1 protein-coding gene is annotated in these 1,478 nt (G+C 48.3%); it reads right to left on the bottom strand.

Annotation, left to right across the window (positions count from 1 at the left end; genetic code table 11):
• Positions 1-46: 46 nt before the first annotated feature.
• Positions 47-1,380 (bottom strand): IS3 family transposase gene (locus AC1DLI_RS34255; protein ID WP_477610188.1). Its coding sequence is split into 2 segments (ribosomal slippage): positions 47-999 and positions 999-1,380, totalling 1,335 coding nucleotides; the frame shifts between segments, so codons are not numbered across the junction.
• Between the last annotated feature and the right edge of the window lie 98 nt (positions 1,381-1,478).

Here is a 1,478-nt window from a genome sequence, read left to right as displayed (position 1 = left end):
TGAACTGTGACCTTATTTGTGGACAGTTGAGAAAACAGCCTAGAGCTTAGCTAGCAAGGAGATGACCTCTGAATTCGTCGGGGGTCATCTTTTTTAATGTCCACTGATACCGCTCGGAGTTGTAGTAGGTTACGTAATCAGCGACACGTGCCCTGACCTCATCGAGGGTCTGACAATCCTTGAAATCAACCTCATCTTTCATATGACCGAAGAACGATTCCATCGAGGCGTTGTCCCAGCAGTTACCTTTACGGGACATGGATTGCTTAAAACCGGCTTTCTTGATTTGAAGCCGTGTTTTGGGGTGCGTGTAGTGCATGCCTTGATCGGAGTGAAAGATGGCTTCGGGATGAATGTTTCCGTCAAGCCGTTCGAGCAGACGTTGAATGGTTTGTTCGACGAGGGGGAGCTCTAGTGTAGAAGCGACGCAGTCGGCCAGAATTTGCCTGGTTGCACCGTCCTTCACACACGAAAAATAGGCCCATTGTCCGCTTCCATACCGCAGGTACGTAATGTCGGTGAGGAATACTTTCTCCGGCTCTTCCTGATCAAACTGGCGCTTCAGGATGTTCGGGCATGTCTGATGCTCCTGAGTTGCCTTAGCCATCTTTCGGTACGGATTCGCTTGACGGATCACCGCAACGAGATTGAACTTACGCATAAGGCGGCGGATTTTCTTATGGTTCATGATGACGCCACTGATTTGCTCAAGACGCATCTTGATCACCAGGGCACCTGCTTTACCCCGCAGAGCGTCGAAGTGCTGCTTGATGAGAACAAGGTCGTTTTCGTCAGCCGCTGCACGAAGTTGCCGATGTTGCTCAGCTTCCAGCCATCTGTAGTAGCCGCTGGGGCTGACTGCCGCGATTGCACAGAGATAGCGCGTCATACGCTTTAGCCCATGCGCTCGGATGCTGTGATTGATAATCTCGTAGCGCTCGGAGGGATTTAACGTTTCCTTTTCTGCCGTTCGAGCGCCTCGAGCTTTTTTAGAAAGTCTACCTCGGCTTCCAGCAGCTTAATCTTGGCTTTCGCTCGGTTTAATTCTTCTTCTGCAGTCAAATCTCCACTTGGTTTTCGCCCGGTGCTGCCTTTGCCTCGCCTATCTTCTTTAATTCCCAACTCTCCGTACTTGGCGTACGTATCGCGCCAGCGTTTTAAACTATTTTTGGGCTTTTTGTGACCAATGAGATCCAGGTCAAAACCAGCCTTAATGAAGATCTCTGCAGGTGTTTCCCCTTCTTCATAGGACTTTATTGCAGCTAACTTAAACTCGGCTTTATAGGTTATATTCGTCTCCGATACATGCTGTACATTCGGGTTCGTTTCTAATCTCCTCATGATCTCTTCTGTAAATAACGTACGATTTAATTTCCCCATATTCTTATCCGCTCCCTCACCATTACTCTGATTAAAACACAAAAGACCCATAAGAGGGCACTTTTTTTCAAAGTGTCCTTCTTATGGGTCACAGTTCA

It is taken from the genome of Paenibacillus sp. 01T443 (assembly GCF_056398325.1).
Note: the sequence above shows the minus strand (reverse complement) of the source record. Positions and strands in the feature narration are given on the sequence as shown.